Below are 17,790 nucleotides of genomic sequence, written 5' to 3'. Positions count from 1 at the left end.
TCCGAAGAACTCAGAGGTGCAGGTTGTGAATGCCAAACAGACGTATTCTGTCGAATTCAGGGAGCAGGCGCTGGCAAAGGTCCTGCAACGCGGCAACCGGTCCGTAGGAACGGTTGCCGCGGAACTGAACATGAACGTATTAACTTTGAGGAAGTGGATCCGCGTGTCTAACGCCGCAAACCGCAACCCGGGGCCAGTCGATGCACGACGCCCGGAAGATTGGTCCTTGGAAGAGCGCCTGCTGGCATTGCAGCAGAGCCATGGACTGAGCGACGAGGCACTAAGCGCGTGGTGCCGTGAACGTGGCTTGTTTGTTCATCATCTGGACCAGTGGCGCGCCCAGTTTTGCTCGGCCGGCACCGCGAGCAGCGCACGTGCAAACGCTCCAGAACTGCGCGAGCTGAAACAGGCCAATGCGCAGCTGCAGCGCGAATTGAAACGCAAGGAAAAGGCTTTAGCGGAGGCGGCCGCGTTGCTGATACTTTCAAAAAAGTACCAGGCGCTGTTCGGGGACGAGGACGAATGAGCTCCCCCGAAGAGCGTGCGACATTGCAGGAGCTGATCGGCAAGGCGACTACAGCCGGGGCTCGTCAGGCACGCGCATGTGCTGTGCTCGGGCTAAGCGCGCGCACCGTGCAGCGCTGGCAAGGCGGCGGTCCTGAAGCAGTGGATGGGCGCGCCTTACGCCATCATGATGCTGTTCACAAGCTGTCGACCGATGAGCGCGCTGAACTGCTGGCGGTGGCCAACTCTGTCGAATTCGCTCATCTGCCACCGAGCCAAATCGTCCCTCGATTGGCCGACCAGGGCCGCTACATCGCCTCAGAATCGACGTTCTACCGGGTGCTGCGTGAAGAGAAACAGCTTGCTCATCGGCGCAGTGAACAACCAGCGCGCGCCCGCAGCAAGCCTCGCGCAGTTTGTGCCGACGAGCCCAATCAATTGTTCAGCTGGGATATCACTTACCTGCCGACGACAGTTCGCGGGCAGTATTTCTATCTCTATCTGTTCATGGACGTATTCAGTCGGATGGTCGTCGGCTGGCAGGTCTACGCTGAAGAGAGCAGCGCCCAGGCCAGCGAGCTTCTGAAGGACCTATGTGCACGTGAAGCGATCAAACCGGGTCAGGTGATTTTGCATTCGGATAACGGCGGCCCAATGAAGGGTGCCACGATGCTCGCCACCCTGCAGGCTCTGGGTGTCATGCCGTCATTGAGTCGACCGGGCGTGAGCAACGACAACCCGTTCTCGGAATCGTTGTTCAAAACACTGAAGTATCGGCCGGCCTATCCTCTGCAGGCGTTCGACACTCTATTTGCCGCGCGCGCTTGGGTCACCGTGTTGGTGCGCTGGTATAACCACGAACATCGTCACAGCGCGATCCGTTTCGTCACGCCTGCCCAACGGCACGCCAACCTCGACCAGCAGATCCTCGATCGCCGCGCGATGCTCTACGAGGCGGCAAAGCAGCGCAACCCGCTACGATGGAAAGGCCCCACTCGAAACTGGAAGCGCGTAAAAACGGTCCATCTGAATCCCGATCAGATAGACAACTTCGAACCCATCAAACGCGACCACCGACAGGAGCAAAAAGCCGCCTAAATCTAATCGTTGAGGCGACATCTAGCTTGAAATCTACCGCAAAGGGCTTGCCGACGCTCACGGAGATCTCGTGGCTCATGTCGATGATCTCCGAGCGCTCAAAGGGCGACGGGCCTGCCGCTCGCGTTCCTTGTTCAAAATCTCGATTGTCATCGTGAGCTCGCCGACGCGCCGGACGGCCTCGTTGAGTCGGGCTTCCAACGGATCGCTAGTGCGTGCCTTCAGGCCTGCCTCCATGCCCGCCAGAGCCTGTTCACGCCAGCATTCAAGCTCGGCGATCGTCACGCCAACTTCGCGCGACACGGCATCGACGGGTTCGCCGCGCAGCAATCGAAGCACCACGCCGCGTTTGCGCCCGGTCGACCAGCGTTTGACTTCGGCGGTGCCAGAGGCGCTTCCAGTCGCGCTACGCGCGCCTTCCAACGACTCTGGCGCAACTGCATTCGCATCAGCTTTCTTCAACATGAACTACTCCAGTTTGGAACACACGTTTTACCCTAAATCTGTGTCCAAAAAAACCGGAGGCGCCGCAAATCGACCAGGCAAAGGACCGTAATCGGTCGCACCGAGAGTCGAGCTGCTACAGCTATGCTTCGGTGAGCTTCAGAAACTCGACATTGGGCCGTTAATAGAGAAATCGGCGTATTTACGTCTCAAGCATTAAATGAAGTGGAATTCAGGTGCGACCGCGAAGCCATGATCCTCGGCACGGACCCACACGCGAACGATTCACGGGAAAACCCGGATGAGCTAGACCAAAGGCGAAAATGGGCTCCAAAAACGAGGAAGTAAAGGCCAACAATGTACCGTTGATATTTAATCGGCTACTCACCGCTGCTGCGCGGGCCGCGGATTGCGAGTTAGGTGTTCTGTATCGTGCGACAACGGAAGGCCTTGTCGTAGCCGCGCATTTGGGGGATGCCGACAACTACTCGTTCGGCTGTGGGTTTACGTTTCTTGACCGAATTCAAGCCAAAGAGTGCCAACCGTTTGTTCTCGAGACTGAGGCAGGTATCGATGGCTGGCCCTCACGCACCGACGAATCGACCTCTGCAGGTGTAGTTGCCCGCTTTGTTGTGGTCGTGCCCCTGGTAGACGCCGACGGTGCCTTTGACGGCCAGCTCATTCTAGGATCGTTAGCCGCGCGGGGAAGGCTGAGCGCTGCTCAACACTTTGTTTTGGGGACGATCGGGGCACAAATAGTGGTAGCCAATCAACAGTCGGCGTCTCAACGAGCGATTGTTGATGCTGCGCAGCCCCAGCAACTGGTGAGCGAGAACGCGCGATCAACCGAGCGGCTGAGACTGCTCGAATCCGCCGTCGTCAATGCACGCGATTCGATACTCATTACGGAAGCTGAACCGATTACGCTACCAGGGCCGCGCATTGTTTATTGCAATCCGGCCTTCACGAGGACCACCGGATACACCGAATCGGACGTCTTGGGTCGTACGCCTCGAATTCTTCATGGGCCTGCCACGGATCGTAAAGCGCTCGCCACGCTCAAAGCGGCATTGCAGGCGTGGCGCCCGATCGAGATTGAACTGCTGAACTACAAAAAGGACGGTACACCTTTCTGGGTCGAGCTGAGTATCGTCCCCGTCGCTGACGAGACAGGGTGGTTCACGCATTGGGTTTCGGTTCAGCGTGATACGAGCGAGCGCAAAGAGGCGCAAATCGCGGCATTGCGAGCGCAGGCAGCGGAAAAGGAACGCGAGGCGTTGGCGGTGTCACTTGCTGAACGACAACTCGCACAGCAAGCGCTCGAGTACGCAGCAACGCATGACGAACTCACCGCGCTTTGTAATCGTGCCTTTGTGATGCAACGGATCGATGCGGCACTCCGGTCCTGCGATAAACTCGTCGGCAGCGAAGGCCGGCAAGATCGCGGCGGCGCTGTTTTTTTCCTGGACCTCGACGGGTTCAAGCTCGTGAATGACAGTTTTGGACACGCGGTCGGCGATGCATTGTTGGTCGAGGTCGCAACACGGCTCGCTCAATGCGTGCGTCCCTCGGACGTGCTCGCGCGTTTAGCGGGAGACGAGTTCGTCATTTTTGTTGAGCGCCGCGAAAGTCGCGACGCCTTGGAAACAATCGCCAGAGGCATCAAGGCTGCGCTTTGCCGTTCTTTCTCGCTTCTTCCTGGGGACCTTGTTCTTTCGTGCAGCATCGGAATCCTTGAACTCTCGGAAGCATATACCAGCGCAAGCGAGGTCCTGCGGGACGCGGACGCCGCCATGTATGCGGCAAAACACAGCGGTAGCGGGAGTTTCGAGTTTTTTCAGCCTTCGATGCATGAGCGGGCGCTCGAGGTTTTATCGCTCCAGGCTGATTTGAGGAAGGCCGCGCAAGCGAACGCATTTGAGGTTTACTACCAGCCCATCTTCGACTCGGCTCTGCACCGCATAATTGGGGTTGAAGCGCTGGTTCGCTGGACCCACGAACGGCGGGGGCAGGTGTCGCCGGCGAAATTCATACCTCTTGCCGAACAGCTCGGGATTGTCGGTGCGATCGATCGGTGGGTGCTTAAAACCGCCGTTGCTCAGGTGGGTATATGGCAGCGCGAATTCCCCGAGCTATCGTTGCATTTAAATGTCAACGTTTCCGCACTTGAGCTTCGTGAACCCTCCTTTCTTCGCAATCTGGTTCACGTCACTGACGCTGCCGGATTTACCCTTTCAGATTTGCAGATTGAAATCACCGAAGGCGTTTTGCTTGATGATTCGCCATCAACGGAGGCGATGTTCGTGGCGCTAAGGAGCAAGGGAGTGCGCATCGCCTTGGATGACTTCGGCACCGGTTATTCTTCTTTGGCGTACTTGGACCGCTACCCGATCGACACGCTGAAAATTGACCGCTCATTCGTGATGCGGATGTTGCAAAAACCCAGGACAATGTCGATCTTGCGAAGCATTGTTTTACTGGCGAAGAATCTTGAACTCGACGTTGTCGCCGAAGGCGTAGAGACGCAAGAGCAAATGGCGGCGCTCGCTTCTATGGGCTGCAATCGTCTTCAGGGGTTCTTGCTGTGCAGGCCGCTTCCGACTGTGGAAATATCTGCCCTGCTCAGAGCGCGCGTAGACGCACGCAGGCCTACGTTCTCGATATGAAAACATTCCTCGCGTGTTCCGGGTGACTTCATGTCCCAACGCATGAGCGCAACTGTTTCAGCGGTGTGCGGTTTGGCTAGGGTCCATTGTGCGTATTTCGGATGAAGGTGACCGGCCGTTTCGGGATCGTGACCGGCGATTACGGCAACGTGACCGGCCGTTTCGGGAACGTGACCGAGCGGACCAGACAGCAGGATTGGCGTTGCGCATGACATCAATCACGCGGGTTATGCTCGCCGGCTTTGGCCGGAGAGACGATGCCCGCGCACCGGATGAACATGCGCATGTATATGAACGCCTCCCGTTTGCGAAGCAGTTTCGAAATCTGACAAGTGGATGGACTGCTGCTGTATATCCGTACATGGACTCCCGCCTATGAGCAAGATCGGTTTGCATTTTGAGGGTCACGACTGCGTCCGTACATTCGGCTTCTGATGTGCTTACTGCCGCACGAGCCATCATGGAAATCTGCGCGCTTGCTCCTCATCGGCCTTCTGGCTTCGTACTGCAGCCGTCGGATATATCAGGATCTGCAAGCGCCGGTCCGACCGGTTCGCCATGCTTGCCGCTTCTTGCGCAATCGCGGAAGAAATGAAACAGTACTCGATATCTGAAGCCTGCTATGCAGCCCTGAAACAGCCGTTGCCCGTCAATATGGCCCAAGCGATGCGCGCCGTCTTGTTCGCCAGGGCGATCGCCGCGATGCTCACGTGACGGCGTTGCATAACGGATTTGATCCACTGGCTGTGACTGTCATTGCGCCGACTCACGAAGTGCATTACCGCGCGGGCACCCTGTACAAGCAAAGTTCTTAGATAAGTGTCGCCGCGCTTTGTGATACCGCCTAATCGCGTTTTGCCTCCACTCGATCTTTGCATCGGCGTTAGCCCCAGCCAGGCTGCGAACTGTCTCCCATTCTTGAACTGCGAGGGATCGCCCACACTGCTCACGAGCGCAGTCGCAATAACCGGCCCAATTCCCGGAACTGTAGCGAGCCGCTGGCAGGCCTCATTGCTTTTGAATATCTCCGCTATCTCGGTGGCAAGTTCGTCGAGCCATTGCTGCAATGCCTTCAGTTGCTCAAGGTACATTGATCCAAGCCGTCTTAGCAAAGTGGTGATGCCGGAATCGGGGTCGTTGACCAGCGCCATCACCCCCTTTTTTAACTGCGGAAGACCAATCGGGAAGATCACACCCTCTTCGGCAAACATGCTTCGGATCTGATTGGACTTGGCAGTACGCTCCAGGACCAGTCGTTGGCGCATGCGATGCACCGATTGCAGCGACTGCTGTTCCGCGCTTTTTATCGCGACAAAGTGGATGCCCGCACGAGTGACTGCTGCACAGATCGCAGCCGCGTCATTCGCATCGTTTTGCCGCCGATGAGGAATGGCTTTACGTACTGCGTTGGTAGCAACCGGACCGTATGACCTAAGGCAGTCAATTCACGAGCCCAAAAATGCGATCCGTGGCAGGCCTCGATGCCAATCAGACCAGATTCGAGTTTTGCGAAGAACTTCAGCACGTCACTTCGGCGAAGCTTTCGCTGAATGACCACTTTCCCGTGGCGATCAACGCCGTGAATCTGAAACACGTTTTTTGCGATGTCTAGACCGATGGTAAGCGTAGGCATTGACGTTCTCCCAGGAGTTGGTGCGGTCAGTGTCGCCCCGGAGGGGGCGGGAGTCCATACCATCAGCCTTGCTACAGCGCTAGGCGCGCACTGTGGGCCTCGATGAAATCCGCTTACTCACGCCTCTTTGATCAAACGAGCTGCAAGCTCGTATGCGCATTCAGGTTTGGCGAGTACCGGTCCGACCTATTTTGTCATCGCTTTCGACTGCCAACGCAACCTTTGATCCTGCCTGGACGAACGCCGTCGTAAGAACGGATAGTGATTAGGCAGGTTCAATACTGACGTGCCCTGGCTCGTACGGCTGGCCGTGACTTAGAACGGCCCAGATTGTCCTCGCCATTTTGTTTGCTATTGCGACCACCACGACGTTTGGCGGTCTCCGCTTCTTAATTTCTTCTAACCACGAGTTAGGCTGCTTGAATCGGTACAGCACACTTCTTGCCCCGTGAATTAATAAAGTTCGCAAGTAAGTATCACCACGTCTGCTAATTCTTCCAAGCGTAACCTTACCCCCGGAACCGTTTTGCTTAGGGACCAGACCGACCCACGCGGCGAATTCACGGCCCGATCGAAACGCACCTACGTCGCCCATCGACGCGATAGCCGCGGTGGCTGTCAAGATGCCAACGCCTGGAATCGCAGTGATTGCTCTAACGTTGTTGTCGTTAAGTGCCGCTTGTTTGAGGCGACGCTCGATCGTGGAAACCTGTTCGTCAATCTTCGATAACGCTGCCCATTGCTCCCGTAGCGTATCGATGAGCGCCGTTGGAAGCCGTTCGGAAACCGGTTGTTCTGCGCGACGTATCGGAAAGGAAAATCAGCAGCGACGAGCTCACGCGTCTTTTGACGACCGATCATCTGACCGGAGCGATGAATCGCGCCCATTTTTTCAAGGTCGCAGAGAAGGAAGTTGCCCGGTCGAAGCGGTCGGGCAAATCGCTTTCGTTTGTAATGATCGATGCGGATCACTTCAAGAAAATCAACGATACAGCAGGGCACCAGGCAGGCGATAAGGTCCTGGAAAGAATTGTCGCGGAGGCGAGGCGTTCCCTTCGCTCTATCGATGTGATTGCGCGCCTCGGAGGGGAGGAGTTTTGCCTGATGCTGCCCGGTACGTCGGCGGATGGCGCGGCGCTGATCGCAGAACGCATCCGCGCGACCATCGAAGCCAGCCGGATCGATACCGCCGTGGGTGAGCAGGTAGTGACCGTCAGTCTTGGTTGCGCGTCCTTATCGCACGCGTTAGCGTCGATGCACGACCTGCTCGCCGCTGCAGACAAGTCACTATATGCGGCAAAGGCGGCAGGCAGGAACCGGGTGGCGGATTGACGTACTGAAGAGCGCTGATGCTGCTCAATGCTTCACACCGAGCGTGCGGAGGTAGAGGCGCGTCAGTGGCTTGGTCGACAGATGCTACGACAGCGGACAGTTTGAGGCATAGCCACAAATATCAAAACGCGCGCTGAGAGAGGCGCAATAACGATCATGGGCGTCATCTGTGCTTAACGCCTAATTTTGGTCTGACATATCGCGCTCAAGCGGCATCTCCTGCGCGCTTCACTTTCTCGCAAACAGCGCACAGCTCGATTCGCTTGATGCGAATCGCCGAAGTCACCCAAATCCGTCGATCACTTTCTGTCTATAGTCACACCCGCCATCATGCCGTACCACTCCTAACAGTTTGACAAAGCCGACTTAAGAGAACGCGATTTGTGCCGTAAAGAGAGACTTACATACAACGGCCGGACGCTTCCGCACGAGGCGCACGTGAAAGCATGGTGTCAAAACGATCAAACTGTCTCGCGTTCGCGGCCTGCGTCGCGTTCGCCGGCCAAGCTCACGCCGATGACGCGACCGGCGGCAAGTTGCTGCTGACCGGCGGCGTGTCCGAATTAGAAGGCGCGGGGGGTGGCGGCCTCACGCCGTGGGCAGTGATCGGCGGCTACGGAACGGCGTCGCAGGTCGGCGGCAGTGCGTATGGAACCTACTTGCGCACCCAAGACTTCGCGCTCGCCACTTATGGCGCCGCGCTCGGCGTCGCGAACCGCGTCGAATTGTCGGTCGCGCGGCAGACCTTCGACACACGCGATGCCGGCGCCGCACTCGGCCTCGGCTCCAGCTTCAAGTTCAACCAGGATATCGCCGGGATGAAGGTGCGGCTCTTCGGCGACGCCGTGCTCGATCAGGACACCTGGATCCCGCAAATGGCGGTCGGCATCCAGTTCAAGCACAACGAGCAGGGCGACATCGTCAAAGCGGTCGGCGCCGACAGCAATTCCGGCACCGATTTCTACCTGTCGGCGACCAAGCTGCTGCTCGCGCAAAGCATCCTGCTGAACGGCACGCTGCGCTTCACGAAGGCCAACCAGTTCGGCCTGCTCGGCTTCGGCGGCGACAAGTCGAACGCCTACCACCCTGAATGGGAACTGTCGGCAGCGTACATGCTGTCGAAGTCCGTCGTGATCGGCGGCGAATACCGCGCCAAGCCCGACAACCTCGGCTTCGCGCGCGAACAGAACGCCTACGATGCGTTCGTCGCGTGGGCGCCCACCAAGCACGTCTCGCTCACCCTCGCATATGTGGCGCTCGGCGACATCGCCACGTTCAGAAATCAGCGCGGCGCTTACCTCTCACTCCAGGCGGGCTTCTAATGCATGCCATCCTCACGCGCGTGTTCGCCGCCTGCGCGATTCTTCTGGCGGCGATGCTCGCCACGCCCGCGCACGCCGACGACGCGGTCTACCGGACCTTCGGCGAGAAGCCCGGCCTCATCGCCATCACCGACGATCTCTACGCCAACCTACTCGCCGACCCGCGCACCGCACCGTACTTCGAGAACGCGCCGATCCGCCGCATCAAGGAAAAGCTCGTCGAGCAGTTCTGCGCGCTGCTTGGCGGACCCTGTACCTATACTGGCCGCACCATGAAGCGTGCGCACGAAGGCCAGAACATTGACCGCGCCGCGTTTGACGCGATGGTCGAAAATCTGCAGAAGGCGATGGACAAGCACGGCGTGCCGTTTCACGCGCAGAACCAGCTTCTCGCGAAACTCGCACCGATGTATCGCGACATCCAGGACCGCGAATAGCGAGCGCTGGCACCGCTCAAGTTTTCTGCTCGCGCTCCGTTAATACGATCGGGGCGTCACACTCGCGCGCTCAACTGGAAGACTTCAATGTTATCGACCAAAATTGTGGCCTTCGGCCTGGCGTTTCTCGCCGCATGCGGCGCGCACGCGGCGACGCTGCGCGTTCAGGTCGTCGACCAGGCGGGCGCGCCGCTGCAGGACGCCATAGTCTACGTGAGCCCGGCGAGTGGCAAGCTGCCCACGACCAAACCCGTAGGCGCGGTGATCGACCAGATCAAGCGGCAGTTTGTGCCGCTCGTATCGGTGGCGCAGACGGGCGCGGCCATTGCGTTCCCGAACAAAGACAACATCGAGCACGACGTCTATTCGTTTTCGCCCGCGAAGAAATTCGAACTCAACCTGTATCACGGCATTCCGGCAGCGCCAGTCGTCTTCGAAAAGCCCGGCCTCGTCGTGATGGGATGCAACATTCACGACGCAATGGTCGCGTACCTGCTGCTTGTCGACACGCCGTATTTCGCCAAGACCGATGCGAGCGGCAACGCGACCATTGACAACGTGCCCGCCGACGCGCTCAAGGTCACCGCGTGGCATTACCGCATGACCACTCCCGACGCTCAGCCGACGCAAAAGCTCGTTGCCGACGCCGGCGTCGCGAAGTTCGCATTGCCGCTCAAGCCGCAATAGGCCGCCATGCGACTTCACAGCCTGCGCGCCCGTATCGCCGTCGTCTTCGTGCTGTTGATGCTCGTCGCGCAGACCGCCGCCTATCTGGTGATCAGCTCTGTCATCACGTCGAACGCGCGCGCGAACGTCAACGACCAGTTGTCTGTGGCGGAGCGCGTCTTCAGGCAGGTGCTGCGTGCGAATGGCGAAAAGCTCACGCAGGCGGCGGGCGTCGTCGCATCGGACTTTGGCTTTCGGCAGGCGGTCGCGAGCCACGACGAGCGTACGGTCGCCTCGGCGCTGCAGAACCACGGCGAGCGCGTCAACGCAGACCTCGTGATGCTTGCGGGCCTCGACGGTAAGCTGATCGCCGACAGCCAGGGCACCCAGAGCGATGGCGCCGCGTTCCCGTTTCCGACCCTGCTGCACTCGGCGCAGCGCGGCGGCGACGCCTGGTCGATCGGCATGATCGACGGACGACCGTACGAGCTCGTCGCTGTGCCGGTGAAGGCACCGGTGACGATCGCGTGGGTCGCGATGGGCTTTCTGATCGACGACACGCTGGCAAGCGACATGGGCAGGCTGACCGCGCTCGACGTCTCCTTCCTCGAGCGCCACGCCGATGGCACCTGGGGCGTGCTCGCCAGTTCGCTGCCGATGTTGGAGCGCCCCGTGATTCGCGCCGGCACAAATTTCACCGACGGCAGCCACGCGGATCGCGTCATCACGCTCAACGCCGGCGGCGACGCGATGGTGGTTCTCCTGCAGCGCTCGATGGAGGACGCACTCGCGCCGTTTCACCGCCTGCACACCACGCTGCTGCTGATTACCCTAGTAGGCGTGCTGGTGTCAATCGTCGGTAGCGTATTGATCGCGCGCAGCGTGACACGGCCGATCGCGGCACTCACGCGCTTCTCGCGCCGCATCGGTCGGGGCGACTACGCTGAGCCGCTCCTGATCCATCGGCACGACGAGATCGGCGAGCTGGCGGCGTCATTCAACCAGATGCAGGTCGGTATCGCCGAGCGCGAACTGCGCATCACCGAGCTCGCCTACATGGACCAGCTGACCGGGCTGCCGAACCGCGCACTCTTCAACGACCGGCTGCAGCAGGCAATCAGCGTCGCGATGCACGCGGAGCATCCGCTCGCGGTGATGATGATGGACCTCGACCGCTTCAAGTACGTGAACGACACGCTCGGCCATCCGATCGGCGACCTGTTGCTGTGCGAGGTGGCGAAACGCCTGCGCGCGTCTCTGCATCGCGGCTCCGACACCGTCGCGCGCCTGGGCGGCGACGAGTTCGCCATCCTTCTGCCGACCGACGACATCGGGGCGGCGAAGCTGATCGCACATCGCCTCCTGAAGGCGCTCGAATCGCCGACCATGATCGAAGGCCAACTGGTGGATATCGGCGCGAGCATCGGCATCGTCACGTATCCGCACAACGGCGTCGACATGAACGCGCTACTGCGGCGCGCGGACATCGCCATGTACACGGCGAAGCGCACTAATTCGGGATTCGCGCTCTACGATGAAAGCCACGACCACAACAGCGCCGAGCGGCTCTCGCTGATGGGCGAACTGCGCCAAGCCGTCGAGCACGACCAGTTGACGCTTCACTACCAACCGAAGGTCGATCTCGCGACCCACACCGTCAAGTACGTGGAGGCGCTCGTGCGCTGGGACCATCCGACGCGCGGCTTCATAGCGCCGGACCAGTTTATCCCGTTCGCCGAGCAGACAGGCTACATCAAGACGGTATCGCGCTGGGTCGCCGACAAGGCGATCCACCAGTGCGCGATCTGGCACGCGCAGGGCATCGACCTGGCAGTGTCGATCAACGTCTCCGCGCGCGAGCTGATCCAGTCGTCGCTGCCTGACACTTTCGCTGCGCTGCTCGCCAAGTACAGCGTGAAACCGGAGTGGATCTGGATCGAGATCACGGAAAGCGCCATCATGGACGACCCGAATCACGCCATCGAGACGCTCGACCGCCTGCACGCGCTCGGGATCCGGCTATCGATCGACGACTTCGGCACGGGCTATTCGTCGTTGTCTTACCTGAAGCGCATGCCCGTCGACGAATTGAAGATCGACAAGTCCTTCGTGCTGGGCATGGCCGAACACAAGGACGACGAGACGATCGTGCGCTCGACAATCGACCTCGGCCACAACATGGGGCTGAAAGTGGTGGCCGAAGGCGTAGAGACCGAAGCGATTATGATGCAGTTGAAGGACCTGCGGTGCGACCTGGTGCAGGGTTATCACCTAAGCCGGCCGCTGCCGCCGGCAAAGCTGGAGGTGTGGCTGGCCGGCTGGGAGACCGAGTGGCGAAACGCGCGCGCAGCGGACGACGACATCAACGAAGCGCTCGCGCCAGCCGTGTAAGCGCATTCGATCAGGGCACCGGAACGTAAAGCCTTTACAAGCCAAATATTTGGCATCGCTCGACATCGAACCCGAACCCGAACGTTTCAGCCCATCTGGATCACCGGGCCAATGCACGCTGAGTCCATTATGCCCCTAACGCCTGCAAAGCTCCAAGCATCGAGGCCAAGTAAGCCGATGCTTAGGGACCAACTCGGGAATGGATACGACGAAGCGTTCGTCCCGCTACTTGCAACGGCGGAAACGGCGATCCGGAGGTGTTCTGCAGGCTGCTCAAGGATCACCAAGGCAAAATTATAGGAAGAAACGGATCTTCAATTCGCAGTGCGATTAGAAAAGGATCTGGATCTTTGGGGATGTACGAACGGCCGCAACGCCACCTTGTTCTGGCAAGACCACATCGTTTGCACTGAGTGACATTGAACCCTCGTTTCGCGGCATTTCTGTGTAAGCTTTAATTTTACATAATTATATACCGCTTTTTGTTATGTTATCCTAACTATTTGCCATTTCTCGGTCTCGGGGTTTTGTTACGAATTCCTCGGGCGTATCCGACCAGCCTATCAGCAAGTCCTACATCAAAGGCAATGGTTGACCGTAATCGCGCCTACAAGCGACGGTCGATTGGATTGAAAGCGGACGCTCCGTCATTGATGGAAGGAATGCGCCTTCGAAAACGCGGTAGATCAGTGCACTACTTGCGATTATCGAAAGAATCATCGCCTGTAAGAAGTTGCTCGATGCGAAGCATATCGAGCGGCTTCGCGAAATGCGCATCGAAGCCCGCATCGAGCGCCCTTTGCACGTCTTCGGGCTGAGCGTAGCCGCTTATCGCAACCAATCTTGTCTTCGCCGGAAGCTTTCGCCGCAGTGCCTGCGCGACCTCATATCCGTTTATATCGGGAAGCCCGATATCGCACAGCACCAATTCATGCTGCTTATTCTCCGCTAGTGCGACCGCGCTGCGTCCGTTGTAACACACGTCAACCGTATGTCCCAACATGTCGGCAATCGCCGCAAGCGAATCGGCAGAGTCGGCATTGTCATCGACAATGAGTACCCGACGTGAGGACGTATTGCCGTCTATTTCGATTGCCGAGAAATCAGGCGCTGTCGATGCTGTAAGCTGTGTAAGCGGCAGTTCGATCGTGAACTGCGCGCCGGCATTTGCAATGTTCTTCGCCGCGACGCTCCCGCCGTGAAGGACGATTACTCCCTTAACGAGCGCGAGCCCGAGGCCGAGTCCGCCTTCCGTTCGCGCCAGATCTTGGCTCGCCTGAGTGAATGGGTCGAAGATGATCGGCAGCACGTCCGGCGCGATGCCCAATCCAGTATCAGTAACTTGAATAAGGGCGCTTCCGGCGCGCTTATGAGCCGTCACCGTTATTCGACCCCCTGTCGGCGTGAACTTCGCCGCATTGCCGAGCAGGTTCCCGAGCACCTGTGACAATCTGGTCTCATCACCTTCCACGAAGAGTCCCTCGCCTTCCACGACGACACAAAGTTCGAGGCCACGTGCTTGGGTCAAAGCGCGAGAGTCCTCCGCAGTGCGCCGGACCAGTGCAGCTAAGTCCACCTCCGCGCGCTGCAGTTCGATCTTGCCTGTCGCAATCCGCGTAACGTCAAGAAGGTCGTCCACGAGGTTGGTCAGATGTGTGACCTGACGGCTTATAACCTCTATTGCGTTTCTCGCTTGTTGCCCGGAAGGGTCGGCCCGGTCAAGAATGTAGAGGGAGTTCCGAATCGGAGCGAGCGGGTTTCGCAACTCGTGAGAAAGCATTGCCAGAAATTCGTCCTTGCGGCGGTTTGAGTCGTGCAAGGCTTGCTCTGCCTGCTTGCGTTCTGTCACATCGCGGGTCGTACCGGCGATGGCTTCCACGTCACCGTGAGGGCCCAGTACAGGCACAAATATATAGTCGTAAATGCGTCGGCCATAGGCGCCCTCGAAGGGGACCTCTCCATGAACGGACTGTTTCGTAGCGACGACCTGTTCGATCTCCCGGTCATGCATCTCAGCATGCCATGGCTCATAACCGAGTTCGAGGCAATTTTTTCCGATCGCCTCGTCCCAAGTTCGGCTCCACATATTGAGCAGTACCTTATTGGCGTAGATGAACCGATGACTCAGGTCGAATACGTAGGCTAGGTCGGGAGAGTTTTCTAAGAACGATTCGTAAAGTCGGCGCCGGCGCTCAGACTCCGCAACGACTTTTTCAAGTTCTTCCTCGTTATGTAATCGTTCGCTGGCAGTTCGAATTCTTTCTGCCACCTCCCTGATAAAAGCCAGTTCCTCAGCGGTCCACTTTCGCGCCTTTTCATGATTGACGAACAACATTGCTACCAGCTCATTTTGCTCGATAATCGGAACATCGACGAACGCCCCTGCATTGCGCCGCTGCAACGCCGCTGATGCTTCCGCAGTACGATAGTCGTGCTCGACATCATTAATAGCGACGAATTTTCCTGCCTTTAAGTCGTCAATGAATGAACCATAATCGCGCAAATGCAGCCTGCCCGCCAAGCTCTCTACGCCCGGGGCGTTCCAATCCCGGATGACATGCAGTGTTTCGGCGACAGGATCAATAGTTCCGTAGCCCACTCTGCTTGCAGTGAGCGTTTCGCCCAGGACTTGGGAGGCCCCGTACATGATCTCTTCCGACGTCGTTGCGCCACGAACGAGATCGGCTAATTTAAGCAGCGCGTTGCGGCGGCTCTCGTCGTACATACGCGTTGTGACATCGCGAAAGTAGATCGCCAATCCGCCCCTGGCCGGATACACATTCACCTCATACCAACGGTCATGATCCGGATAGTAAGAACAAAACGCAACGGTCGTGCGCTCCTGTGCTACTTTCCGGTAGACCCTTTCGAACTCGCTGCCTACGGTGCCGGGATACACGTCCCAAATGCTTTTACCAAGCAACTCGCAGGCCTCGCGTGCCCAAATTGTTTCGGTCTGACGGCTTACATAACAAAACTGCCAATTTGCGTTGAGAGTGAAGAAGCCGTCCGTGATGCTATCGAGAATCGTCTCGGGGTCTCCCAGATCGACCTGATTTTCGGTAAAAGCATTTTGCATTGCGATGTCTCATAAAAAGGGGCGCTGCGGACGAACGTTTTATAAGGACAATTTATACTCGGAATGATAGGGGTTATCGACAATTCATCTCGGCAGAGACCGCCGCCTTTGGCTAAACCTGGTCCAAGTGAACTGCTGAGACGGGTCACTCAATTGCTGACGGTTATGTCGATATGTAGTCGGCGGGACGCTCATCGCGGTTCGGCCGGGGCCAGCGGAAAGCGGATGTCGAATGTGGTCCCCACGCCTTCGCGAGAGATAAAATCGATTTGCCCGCCTAATAATCTGCATAGCTCCTTGACGATCGCGAGACCTAGACCGGTGCCTGGAACATCTTGGCCTGCGGCGCGTTCGAACTCGTCGAACACGCGGTTCGCGTCCTCAGGCGGGATGCCCACGCCGGTATCCGACACGTGGATCGACCAATGCCCCAAGCCCGCCAAGACAAAGCTGAGGTTGATTTCCCCCGACTTCGTGTATTTCGTCGCGTTGGACAAGAGGTTAATGGCAATCTGCTTCAGCTTGAGTCGATTGGAGGTGACGGTAGACAGCGCAGGGTCGAAACTCGCGCGCCACGTGAGCGCTTTTGCCTCGATGGCCGGCTGCGCGAAGGCGACAAGTTCATCAAAGAGATCTCGCAATTCGACTTGTTCGAGCGTGAGCAGAGCGGCGTCGCCAAGCACGACCGAGTATTCGACCATCTGATCAACGAGTTCTTTCATGTCGGCGGCCTGCCGGGTGGCCATCGTCAGCGCCACATCGGCTTTTAAGGGCGCGCGACTGACCAACTGCAGTGCGATTGAAAACGCATTCAGAAAATTGCGCAGATCGTGGACCACGCTGCGCGTGATCTGCATGCGCGATTCGTAGAGATCGCTAACCAGCCGTTGCTTGAGCGTCAGTTCGTGATTCGCGCGCTCGAGCCGGCCTGTTTACTCGTCGATCTTGCGGTCGCGTTCACTGACCACTTCCTTGATCGACGTGAGCGTTACCATGCTGAGTGTTTCGGCAACGAGGCGCCGTGCCCGGCCTTCGTGGTGGCGAGTGAACGTGCTGTCCTGGTCGGCGAATTTTTCCAGTGCGTCCGCGAGCGCCTGATGAAACAAATCGAGTTCACGCACGAGCTCCTCGATCCTATAGCCCTGGCGCCAGCGGACCAATCCGTGGCTTCGCGCATCGCGCTCGATGGCCGGCCCGACACGCTCGAGATCTTCAATGTCGAGTGCGGCGCACAACCCGTCGAGAATTCCCGGCAAGTGATCGGCGAGTTGCTCGTAAGTAAGCTTGTCAGCACCGACAAGGTCGACGTCGCCGAAAACGGCTTTCATCCATTGCTCGGTCAGCCGGACCCGATGCTCGCGAATGAAGTCGGAAAATTTGCGCAGCGGGCGTATAGGCGTGTCGATCATCGGAAGCCACAAGACCAGGTTTGTGTAAAAGCGGATGTCTGAGGTTACGGGCATGGCGAACCGACAGCAATAGTTGCGGTACCGAAACAACATTCTTCTATCAACCCTACCCGATTGGACGCTGGCGTCCGAACGAATCGATTAATGCTATTAGCACCCCCGGCGACTGTCCTTTTTGACAATAGCCATCAAACGACGTGTGCAACAGGTGCCGGAGAACCTCCGCCTCATCGAGCGCGGTGAAAGCGATGATCACGATGCTGCCCGTTCGCAAATCACGCCTTAGCGCATGCGTTGCCTCTAGTCCATTCAGCTCGGGCATTGAAATATCCATGACAATCACATCAGGCACCCAAGCCGTCGCCATTTCGATGGCTTGAGCGCCGCTTAACGAAATTCGGCACTCCATAGGGTCGAGCGAAAGGTATGCAGCAAGTGCTTCCGCCCCATTTAGGTTGTCGTCGACGATTAACACGCGCAGGGGCTCGATATAGGCCGCGATACGACGGTCGGTCCAGGCTCGTGAGAGCGAGTTTTTGGGGTAGGGTTGCATTGAACTTTCGAGACGAGAAGGCATAGGAGCTCAGAAGCTGGTCCGTCGTGAGCACCGTTTGTACCCATATCTATGGGAATCCCCAAAATAGCCCCATCCGAATGTAAATATCCTTACCGCGTATGAGATGACTGAGAAACGATGATGGAGATCGTGGGCCTTGCGAGGCTGAGGCAAGGAGCAAAAACTGCGAAGAAACCTATTTCGGTTGTACTCTTGCGGCGTGCGCACGGACCCGTCAGTCGCAGCGTTGCGC

At 58.2% G+C, this 17,790-nt stretch carries 10 protein-coding genes and 3 pseudogenes; 7 read left to right on the top strand and 6 right to left on the bottom strand.

The window, feature by feature from the left end; genetic code table 11:
- The first annotated feature begins 25 nt into the window (after window positions 1-25).
- A protein-coding gene (locus AXG89_RS30165; protein WP_236873502.1) for an IS3 family transposase occupies window positions 26-1,602 on the top strand; the annotation gives its coding sequence in 2 pieces (ribosomal slippage) (window positions 26-485 and window positions 485-1,602; 1,578 coding nt in all).
- Window positions 1,603-1,677: 75 nt separating this feature from the next.
- Here AXG89_RS30165 and AXG89_RS30160 read toward each other — a convergent pair.
- The gene (locus AXG89_RS30160; RefSeq protein WP_062172801.1) at window positions 1,678-2,067 is read right to left on the bottom strand and encodes a transposase; all 390 of its coding nucleotides are present in this window, start codon (window positions 2,065-2,067) and stop codon (window positions 1,678-1,680) included.
- Between the two features lie 302 nt (window positions 2,068-2,369).
- Here AXG89_RS30160 and AXG89_RS30155 point away from each other — a divergent pair, with 302 nt between their 5' ends.
- Complete coding sequence (locus AXG89_RS30155) at window positions 2,370-4,712, top strand: putative bifunctional diguanylate cyclase/phosphodiesterase (protein WP_062172803.1); 2,343 nt, start codon at window positions 2,370-2,372, stop codon at window positions 4,710-4,712.
- A gap of 620 nt (window positions 4,713-5,332) precedes the next feature.
- Here AXG89_RS30155 and AXG89_RS30145 read toward each other — a convergent pair.
- Window positions 5,333-6,345, bottom strand: a pseudogene (locus AXG89_RS30145) (IS110 family transposase).
- Window positions 6,346-6,610: 265 nt separating this feature from the next.
- A pseudogene (locus tag AXG89_RS30140) lies at window positions 6,611-7,132 on the bottom strand (IS110 family transposase); the annotation flags it as partial.
- Between the two features lie 86 nt (window positions 7,133-7,218).
- On the opposite strand from AXG89_RS30140, the gene AXG89_RS30135 reads away from it, so the two are divergent.
- The 5 genes from AXG89_RS30135 (at window position 7,219) to AXG89_RS30115 (ending at window position 12,493) form a co-directional block, all read left to right on the top strand.
- Complete coding sequence (locus tag AXG89_RS30135) at window positions 7,219-7,677, top strand: GGDEF domain-containing protein (protein WP_162916114.1); 459 nt, start codon at window positions 7,219-7,221, stop codon at window positions 7,675-7,677.
- A gap of 446 nt (window positions 7,678-8,123) precedes the next feature.
- Entirely contained in the window at window positions 8,124-8,999 is an 876-nt protein-coding gene (locus tag AXG89_RS30130) for a DUF3034 family protein (RefSeq protein ID WP_062174186.1), read from the top strand.
- Window positions 8,999-9,436: a group I truncated hemoglobin gene (locus tag AXG89_RS30125; protein WP_062172806.1), complete on the top strand. Its 438-nt coding sequence runs from the start codon at window positions 8,999-9,001 to the stop codon at window positions 9,434-9,436. Before AXG89_RS30130 ends, AXG89_RS30125 begins: the two co-directional genes overlap by 1 nt.
- Before the next feature lie 87 nt (window positions 9,437-9,523).
- Complete coding sequence (locus AXG89_RS30120) at window positions 9,524-10,123, top strand: methylamine utilization protein (RefSeq protein ID WP_062172808.1); 600 nt, start codon at window positions 9,524-9,526, stop codon at window positions 10,121-10,123.
- Between the two features lie 6 nt (window positions 10,124-10,129).
- Window positions 10,130-12,493 (top strand): putative bifunctional diguanylate cyclase/phosphodiesterase, encoded by a 2,364-nt coding sequence (locus tag AXG89_RS30115; RefSeq protein ID WP_082771577.1) that lies wholly within the window; start codon window positions 10,130-10,132, stop codon window positions 12,491-12,493.
- Window positions 12,494-13,187: 694 nt separating this feature from the next.
- Here AXG89_RS30115 and AXG89_RS30110 read toward each other — a convergent pair.
- The 3 genes and pseudogenes from AXG89_RS30110 to AXG89_RS30100 all read right to left on the bottom strand — a co-directional run bounded on the left by AXG89_RS30110 (window position 13,188) and on the right by AXG89_RS30100 (window position 17,534).
- Window positions 13,188-15,572: a PAS domain-containing protein gene (locus tag AXG89_RS30110; RefSeq protein WP_062172810.1), complete on the bottom strand. Its 2,385-nt coding sequence runs from the start codon at window positions 15,570-15,572 to the stop codon at window positions 13,188-13,190.
- Between the two features lie 191 nt (window positions 15,573-15,763).
- Window positions 15,764-16,981 (bottom strand): annotated as a pseudogene (locus AXG89_RS30105) (sensor histidine kinase).
- Between the two features lie 106 nt (window positions 16,982-17,087).
- Entirely contained in the window at window positions 17,088-17,534 is a 447-nt protein-coding gene (locus AXG89_RS30100; RefSeq protein WP_062172812.1) for a response regulator, read from the bottom strand.
- Between the last annotated feature and the right edge of the window lie 256 nt (window positions 17,535-17,790).

The sequence above is a fragment of the Burkholderia sp. PAMC 26561 genome (assembly GCF_001557535.2).
Taxonomy (GTDB): Bacteria; Pseudomonadota; Gammaproteobacteria; order Burkholderiales; family Burkholderiaceae; genus Caballeronia.
Note: the sequence above shows the minus strand (reverse complement) of the source record. Positions and strands in the feature narration are given on the sequence as shown.